General features: G+C 59.7%; 6 protein-coding genes and 1 pseudogene. All 7 read left to right on the forward strand.

Translation table 11 applies throughout. The features are described from left to right. The first annotated feature begins 120 nt into the window (after positions 1 to 120). Complete coding sequence (locus AC0QKW_RS00345) at positions 121 to 2934, forward strand: hypothetical protein (RefSeq protein WP_473149089.1); 2814 nt, start codon at positions 121 to 123, stop codon at positions 2932 to 2934. Further along, positions 2931 to 3656 carry a hypothetical protein gene (locus AC0QKW_RS00350; protein ID WP_473149090.1) on the forward strand — a complete coding sequence of 242 codons (726 nt, stop codon included), beginning with the start codon at positions 2931 to 2933 and terminating at the stop codon, positions 3654 to 3656. Before AC0QKW_RS00345 ends, AC0QKW_RS00350 begins: the two co-directional genes overlap by 4 nt. A gap of 40 nt (positions 3657 to 3696) precedes the next feature. Next, entirely contained in the window at positions 3697 to 4800 is a 1104-nt protein-coding gene (locus AC0QKW_RS00355) for a hypothetical protein (protein ID WP_473149091.1), read from the forward strand. 23 nt (positions 4801 to 4823) lie between these two features. Beyond that, positions 4824 to 5561, forward strand: a complete 738-nt coding sequence (locus AC0QKW_RS00360; protein WP_473149092.1) for a hypothetical protein — start codon at positions 4824 to 4826, stop codon at positions 5559 to 5561. Beyond that, positions 5558 to 7036 (forward strand): TrbI/VirB10 family protein, encoded by a 1479-nt coding sequence (locus AC0QKW_RS00365; RefSeq protein ID WP_473149093.1) that lies wholly within the window; start codon positions 5558 to 5560, stop codon positions 7034 to 7036. Before AC0QKW_RS00360 ends, AC0QKW_RS00365 begins: the two co-directional genes overlap by 4 nt. After that, on the forward strand, positions 7033 to 7761 hold the full coding sequence (locus AC0QKW_RS00370) for a hypothetical protein (RefSeq protein ID WP_473149094.1): 729 nt from the start codon (positions 7033 to 7035) through the stop codon (positions 7759 to 7761). The genes AC0QKW_RS00365 and AC0QKW_RS00370 overlap by 4 nt, the downstream gene beginning before the upstream one ends. Positions 7762 to 7783: 22 nt before the next feature. After that, positions 7784 to 8861, forward strand: a pseudogene (locus AC0QKW_RS00375) (hypothetical protein); the annotation flags it as partial.

Consider the following 8861-nt stretch of genomic DNA (forward strand, 5'->3'; position numbering starts at 1 on the left):
CCTGGGGCATGTCTACCTGGTGGATTCTCACCGGGGGGCAGAGCTGGAAGTTCACCGCAAAATTTGTGCCGACTCCCACCTGGAGTCGCGGCTATGCTCGATATCTAAGGTTTACCCACGATGAAACAGACCATCGGCAAACACCGACTCAAGCTCGGCAGCCAGTTCGTCAGCACGTTGACGCCCTTTGAAGATGCCCTGCACCTCGCCGCTATGCTGCGAATCGAGCTGCGGGGGCGGCAGGTAGGAGCTTACGTCCTCACGAAGGGCAAGAACCGCGAGCATCTCTGCTTTGTGTTTGGCTTTGATTGTCGGGGCATCCACAACACCCTGACCGATGAGCAAGTAGAGGTAGTCTTTGACCAACTGGAGTCAGGGCTAAAGGATTTACCCAACGGTGAGCGGCTGACGATTCACCTGGGGTCGTTTTCAGCAGACTGCAAGCGACAGCAGGATCTAGCTCGATTATCTAGCGGTGCCCCCAGCGCTGCCATCAAGTTCTTGCTCACCGCTGAACGCGCTAGAGTCCAGCAACTCACTCAGCAGGGCCTGCGCAAACCCAAGTTTCTGCGGCTGTACGTCACTTACACCGTCCAAGCAGGCGCTGAAGGAGCCCAGGACATTATCGAGAAGGTGATCAGCCGGGGCGAAAACCTGTGGAAGTCGTTTACGGGGGAGCTACGCCAGGCCAAAAACCAGCGCCTGCAAACGGTGATCACCAAGACCTTTACCGACGGCTTTCTGCTTTGGGAGCAGGTGCTCTCAACCAAGATGGGTCTCTCGGTGAAGCCTCTTGGCGAATCGGAGCTGTGGACGCTGCTGTGGAACCGCTTTAACGCCAGTGACCCCATCGACATTCCTCAGCTGATCATCCTGGATCAAGACGGTCTGCATGAGCAGGTCAACTCGGACATTCACAGCACCACACTGCTGACTCGGGCCGGGGTGCCCACCGCTGGAAAAACCTGGGTCAAGGTCAAGGGCCAGTATGCGGCCCCCCTCACCTTCTTGGAAAAACCTGGGGGCTGGGCTAATGAGTCGGCCCAACTCCGCTACCTATGGGAGATCCTCTCCCGCGAGACGGTGGCCGATACCGAAATCTTCTGCCAGCTGACTCGGGCCAACGAAACCCTGGTGAAAACCACCGTGCAGCGGATGCTGAAGCAGTCAAACCTAACGGCCACTTTGGCGGAAGACAGCCACTCGGTGGATGTGGCCGCTGAGCTGAAGATGAAGCGCTCAATTGAAGCCCAGGAAGAACTCTTCGAGGGTGCCCTACCGATCCACACCGCCGTGGTGTTTTTGGTGCATCGCCCGGATCTGGAGCAGCTTGATGAAGCCTGCCGCTATATCCAGAGCTGCTTTCGCCGCCCGGCCTGGGTGGAGCGCGAGCAGGACTACGCTTGGAAAGTATGGCTTCAGACGCTGCCGATTGTGTGGGAAGCGCTGATGGCGACTCCCTTTGGGCGGCGGCAGCTCTACCTGACCGGCGAAGCGCCGGGGCTGATGCCGCTGGTGGTAACCCAGCCCTGCGATAGAAGTGGCTTTGAACTGATTGCTGAAGAAGGCGGGCAACCCATCCACCTGGATCTGTTCAACCAACACCAGAATCTAGGCCTGTTTGCCACCACCCGAGCCGGGAAATCTGTCCTGGTCTCTGGCATCCTCACCCAGGCCCTGGCTCACCGCTTCCCGGTGGTGGCCCTTGATTTTCCCAAGCCTGATGGCTCCTCGACCTTCACCGACTACACCCAGCTGGTAGGTGGAGCCTATTTCGACATCTCCCGCGAATCCAACAACCTGTTTGAGCTGCCGGACTTGCGTCACCTGCCGGGGGATGAGCGTAAAGAACGCCTTGATGACTTCCAGGCGTTCCTGGAGTCAGCGCTGCTGACCATGATTGTGGGCTCGGGGGCCAATAGCTCGGTAATGACCCAGACCATTCGCTCGATTTTGGTGCTGGCTCTCAATGCCTTCTTCGCCGATGCTCCGATTCAGCGACGCTACCTGGAAGCGATGGAAGGGCGCTTAGGCTCAGCGGCCTGGGCACAGATGCCTACCCTGGCTGACTTCCTCGACTTCTGCACGCCCGAACAGCTGGATCTGAACCAGGTGGGCGGCAATATCGCAAAGGCTCTGGACATGATCGATCTACGGCTTAGGTTCTGGCTTTCCAGCCGGGTGGGGCGGGCGATCTCGGCTCCCTCCAGCTTTCCGACCGATGCCCAGCTACTGGTCTTTGCCCTGCGGAATCTATCTAATGAAGAAGATGCCGCTGTGCTGGCCCTTTCCGCCTATGCCGCTGCCCTGCGGCGCGCCCTCGAAGCTCCGGCGTCTATTTTCTTCATCGATGAAGCCCCGATTCTGTTTGAGTTTGACGAAATTGGAGCCCTGATTGGCCGTCTCTGCGCCAACGGGGCCAAGGCCGGGATTCGGGTGATCATCTCGGCTCAAGATCCCGACACGGTGCATAAATCGCCTGCTAGCGCCAAGATCTTCCAAAACCTGACCACTCGCCTGATTGGCCGCATTCAGCCCATGGCGGTGGATAGCTTTGAGCGCATTCTCAAATATCCCAAGACCGTCATCAGCCGCAATGCCAGCGAGAGCTTCTTTCCCAAACGGGAGGGCATTTACAGCCAGTGGCTGTTGGACAACAACGGTCTCTACACCTATTGCCGCTACTATCCCGCCTTCGCCCAGCTCGCTGCCGTGGCCAATAACCCCGACGAGCAAACGACCCGAGACTTGGTGCTGCGCCATGCCCCCGATATCTTCACCGGCCTGGCGGAATTCGCCCGACTGCTAGTGCTCTCGATTCAATCGGGTGAACCCCTCTCGGTGATCACCGACCGCTGGTTCGCCGAGCGTAATCCCCATCCCGAAGTTCCTCTGTTTCCGCTCAACTCCTTACCCACTGGAGGTCACTCATGAACCCGCGTCTTCGCGTTGTACCCATCCCTATCCTCCTGTCCACTACCCTGCTGGTGGCACCGATCAAACCTGCCGCCGCCTCGCAAGTGGATACCACCTTCACCGATATCTTCAGCATTTTCCGCCAGGCCTTTGAGACCAGCAAAACCTACATCGAGCAAACTATCTCTGGCCTGCTCACCCCGCTGCCCGGCGATCTGGAGGGCGTGATCCAAAATGCCCTAGGGGATCTGGGCCTGGTTGACCCCAATCGGGTACGGTCTGAAATCTCGACAGAACTGGCGACCATCTTGGAGGGCGATTTAGCCCAGTCCGACAGCATCTATGCGGGTCTTGAAACCGCCAACGAAGTTGACCGGCAGCTCACCCGCGCCCAGGTCGATGCGGTGCTAGGCCAGAGCGGACAGGCCGCCGCCCGCGACAAGATTACCTGGATTGAAGACACCATCGGCCAGGTGCAGCAGCACGCTGACTCAGCCCAGACCGCTGTTTCCACCCAGGCGGCGATCAAGCAGATGGCGCAGCAAAATGCGCGTCAGTCAGAAATTCTCGGGGCGGTGCAGTCAGAACTGCTGCAATCTCGCCAGGATGCTCAGTTGACCAACCTCAACCTGGCCAACATGTCTCAAAACCTGGATCAAGAGGCCCGTGCCCGTCGCCTCCAAGAATTGGGCAATGCCCTCGATACCCTGCAAATTAGCGCCCAGGCCCGTTTGTTCTAGACGTCTATTAGTCATGACGTCAACTTGGATGTGAAGCCCCATGCTGCTGGATTGGCCCGTCGTTTCACCCATCGCCCAGCTACCCCGCGATACCGCCGACATCATTGAAGGCGGCGCTGTCGCGTCCGAAGCGGTGGCTGAAAGCTGGAACCAGCTCTGGGACAGTGTGCTTCAGGGGGGCCTTTACTTCGCCCTAGCTCGGGTGGGGGTTTTGTTTGCTGTGGCTACCCTGCTCTTGTTCATGACCCAGTGGACGCGGCAGATGGTGGAAGGGGAAAGCAGCCGAGCCTACGCCGATTTCATCTGGCCGCTGCTGGTGATTGTGCTGCTCTCTAATAACGGCGATCGCCTGGCGACTATCACCTTAGACATCCGCAACTACATCAACCAGGTCAACCAGGACGTCTTGTCCTACACGGCTGCCGATATTCGGCTGCAAGAGGCCTACCAGGCGGCGGTTCTAGAAGGCTCGGTGGAGCAGACCATCATTCAGCGCCGCAACCAGTGCTATGAACTGCAAAACCCTGAAGAGCGGGCGAATTGCATTGAACTAGCGGCGATTGAAGCCCGCGAGTTTATCGAGGACTACCGCGCTAGAACCGGCAATCCCAATGCCCTGTCCCGCGCGTTGGAGGCGGCTCAGGCCGGAGATAATCCCCTCGACTCGGGTCTGCGGTTTGGGGGGGCGTTGATGGGCTCAGGTTTTCAGACCGTGACCCGAGGCCTGTTGATGGCACTGCACATCGCCTTTCAGTGGTTGATTGAGGCATCTCTACTGCTGACGGCCACCCTGGGGCCGCTCGCCGTGGGCGGCTCGTTGTTACCAGTGGGGGCCAAACCGCTATTCGCCTGGCTCACGGGGTTCTTTTCTTTGGCCATTGCCAAGCTTAGCTTCAACATCCTCTCGGGCCTGGTCTCCCTGGCGGTGCTGAATGCCGGAGATTCTCACCCGCTGATTGCCCCTTTCTTTCTCGGCCTGCTGGCTCCCATTCTCTCTCTGGCCCTGGCGTCGGGCGGTGGCATGACAGTTTTTGGAGCCCTGACCAGTACTGCTGGGGTGATCGCGGGGACGGGGGCTATGGGTGGCATCGCCCGTGCCCCTGGCTACTCGGCTAGACGTCGGGCCTACCGCGTGCGTCGCTGACCTCACTCACAAGGACATATCCCATGGTGCAGTTGATTGAGAAACGCAACACCAACTACCTGCCTCTGTTTGTCTTGGGCAGCGTAGGGTTGCAGCTGGTGATGCTGGTGGTCTTGTTTCTTCAGGCCGGTGCCTTGAGCCGTATCAGCCGCCAGGATGCCCCCACCCTGGTGCAAATGCAGGACGGGCAGGCGATTCGAGTTGGCACCATGGGCTCTCGGGAGCGCACTCCAGAAACCATTCGGCGCTTTGTCAATGACACCCTGGTGCTGATGTTTAACTGGAGCGGCAGCCTGCCTGCAACTACGGCAGAGGATGCCAGTCAGCCCAGGGCCGACCCCGGCCTACCGATTGAGGTGGAACGGGGCAGACGCAATATTGCCACCGCCAGTTGGCAGGCCAGCTTTGCCTTTTCCGAAGACTTCCGCCAGGACTTTCTGAAGCGGGTGGCTGAACTAACGCCACCGGGTGTCTTCACGGGCACGAGTCAGGTGGTGATGGTGATTAACCACGTCGGCAGCCCTGAGGTGGTGGGGGAGGGCCGCTGGAAGGTGGCGGTGGTGGCTCATCTCTACGTCTTTAACGACGCCAATGCCCTGGGCCAAGCGATCCCTTTTAACCGGGAAGTGTTTGTCGAGGCCGTCACTGCCCCAGCTGTGCCCGATGGGGATACCCCGTTGGAGCAGGCCATCTACAGCATTCGCCAAACCGGCCTGCAAATCTACGCCATCCGTGAACTTGACCGGGAGGACTTGAAATGACGACACCCAACAATCTGTGGGATGACCAAGAGATGGCCGACCTGGTCGGTCTCCACTTACCAGAACCTACCGCTACCGAGGAACAGGATGCTTATCCAGTTGCACCCGCCACCCCCCTGGAGCCAGAACCCCTTCTGGATGCTGAGGATATTGAGGGGCAAGCCTTAACTGCTCGCAAGCCCAAGCTTTCTCTGGCGGCTAACCCCTTTACCAAGCTGGGTGTTGTCGCCGCTGGAACGGGTCTGGTGATCGGGGTTTTAGCCGTCTTCACCAGCGGGGTGATGAAGAACGACTCTCCACCGGCTGAAGAGGTGCAAGCCGATTTTCCAGAACCTATGGTCGAGGAAGAGGATCTGAGTTCTACCGATGACCGGGGACAGCTGCTGACCGATTTAGCAATGGGGCGTCAGCAAGCCGAACTGGAAGCTCTGGCCAATGAAGAGCCTGCGGCTCAACCGGAAGCGCCAACGGCCAGAGAAACCCCTGAATTTTCTCCGGCTCCTCCACCCCCGTCACGACCGCCCCAACCCGTGGCGGCGCGACCTACCCCAGCACCGCTACCGCCTCGACCAATTCCCGTTTCCCCTGCGGTTTCAGCCCGTCCAGTCGTGTCCCAACCGGTATCCCAACTCGTCGTAGATCCAACGGAACGATGGCTAGCGCTGTCCCATTTGGGGAGCTACGGACAGGGCAGTCCCTTACCGCAGGAAACCTCTGCACCGCTAGTCACGGCGGCTTCAACGCCAGTCCCCGCGTCAGTGGCTCAAGTCAGCACACCACCCCCATCCTGTGACATTAACCATGCCGAAGAAGCGGCCATTCTTCAGGGCCAGCCAGTGGCATTGCCCCCGACATCGCCCCTGCTGCTGACCGGCACCCAAGCCCCAGCTGTACTGGAAACGCCCTTGATCTGGGCGGCAGAGACAGAAAGCCCTCAGTTCGTGGTGCAGTTGACGGAACCCCTACTGACTGCCGACGAAGAGATCGGCTTACCAGCAGACACGTCGCTAGTGGTACAGGTGACATCGGTGGCGGACAGCGGCCTGGTGCAGCTGGCGGTGGTCTCATTCATTCAGGCTAGGCAAGAAATCCCGCTGTCCGCTGGAGCCATTCAACTGCGAGGGGTGGAGGGCACCCCTCTGATCGCACAAAAGTACGACGACCCAGGGATGGACATTGCTCGCATGGATGCCACGATGGCGGCCATGGCCGGGTTGTCTCGGGCGGCAGGGCTAGTGAACCGGCCCAAGACCTCCTCGGTCATTACCTCTGCTGGAGGCAGCGCGATCACCCAAGACACCGGAGAGCCCAATCTTCTAGCCGGAATCCTCGAAGGCGCGTTTGAGCAGCTCTCGGGGCAGATGGAGGCACGGAATCAGGCAGCGCTGGATGAAATCTTGAATCGACCCGTCGTCTGGTATTTGCCAACCGGCACTGAGGTCGACGTGTACGTGAATCAAACGGTGGCGCTATGAAAACACCTTGGACTCCCTGGATTCTGGTTGGGGCGCTTTCTCTAGCGGTGATTTCCCGTCAACCCGCCCAGGCCCAGTCAGCCTATTCCGTTTCTGCCAGCCATGCCCAAGGATTAACCGGCAGCCAGTCCCCGGTCATCCACCTGTGGCCCGGCTATGGCACCAACCTGAGCTTTATTCCAACGAACGAAAGCATCGTGCGGGTGTGGATCGATGACCCATCCCGAGTGGCCCTCGATTTTGATCAGCCGCTCTGCCCCACCGCTGCTGAATCGGGCTGTATCTCTGGGCGGCCTTCCGTCGTGCATCTGAGACGGGTTCAAGGGCTGTCCTTCGAGAATCTGCCCAGGGCCAACGGCACCCTGCTGACGGTGATCACTGAGACAGCTGGGGGCAATCGCCGCCTCTACGAATTCCGCATTGACTTCGGTACCGGCGAGCCCGACTACCACACCGTCGTGGTTAACCCCACCTCCCCCATCCATCCGCTACTGGGACCAGGGGATGTGCGCCGAGGGCTTCAGGTGGCTGAATCCAGAGGACTGATCGCTCAAAACCAGGACTTGTGGAACCGGCTACAAACCTTTCTGCGGCTAACCCAGGGTGGCCTTGCCGTGCCTGCTGCCGCCGAGCAAGCAGGGGTTTCCCCTGAGTTGATCACCCGCCTGGCGGAGTGGGGGGCTAATGCCCGCGATGACCCGCCTTTGAACTCAACTGCTCTCTAGGTTCTCCACTCAGGTTAAAGCCATGACCTCATATTCTTTCAGGCGCAGGCGGCCATGGCGGCCTGTGATCGGGATTTTTGTTCTCATTTTGGCGATCGCGCTCCATGGCTGGCGGTTGCCACCGGCCCACTCCAGCCTCCAGCCGGGAACGCCTGTGCCCGTGATTCAGGATCAGATTTTGGGCACCAAGCCCGACTGGGTGCAGATTACCCTGCGCACCCTGCCTGCGGTGCTAGAGTCTGGCTCCTTTGAGGCTCCAGCGGATTTGATCCGTCTGCTGGGTTACGACCCATCGCGGGTCTGGCAGGCTGGGCAAACTGCTGATCAGTACATGCAGCTAGGGGATTTCCAGGAGAGCTTTCAGCTCCAGCAGTTCTCGCTGTATGAGATTGCCGCTCTGGTAGAGCTGGATTGGCCTGCCCTACGGCTGGCGGATTTTGCCCTGGTGGCCTGGCAAACCCTGGGGGATTTGGTGCAGGCGCTGCCGGATTTAGCCAACCGCCCGGTGGAGTCGGTGACCCCAATCGCCGACCTGCTCCAAGGAGAAGTAGATCCGCAAACTGCGATCGCCGAGGTGATCCAAGATGAGGCCTTAGCCTCGCTCAGCCTGGGCGATCTCAACCTGGAGCAGTACGGGCTAGGGGATATTCCAGGGTTGATCGAGGCCCCACTAGAAAGCTTCCGCGACTGGCAGCAGTCGGTTATTAACCAGGTGCCGGGTCTCGCTGATGTCCCCTTCGCCAACTTCCCCAACCCCATCGTGGAGCAAGGTGTGGTGGTGGGCCAGGTGGATGTGGTGTTTGGCCCGGCAGAAGGCGATCGCACTAATACCATCAGCGGCAGCTATGTGGAGGGGTTCAATGTCCCCTGTGACGCTGACTGCGCCCACTTGGAAATTGGGCAGCCCACATTGGTGGAAGGCACCCAGTGGGTCTCCGGCAAGTACCAGCAGGTGCGCGGCGGGCGTGGGGCCTTGGCTGCCGCCAACGGCGGGGTTGAACCGACCGGTCGCCATCCCTTCGGCAATGCGTTCAAGGTGGCGGTGTTAGAGACCGATGAGGCCTCCGGCACCGCTGAAACCGGGCTGTATTTCCGCATGT

The organism is Pseudanabaena sp. PCC 9330, from assembly GCF_055795045.1.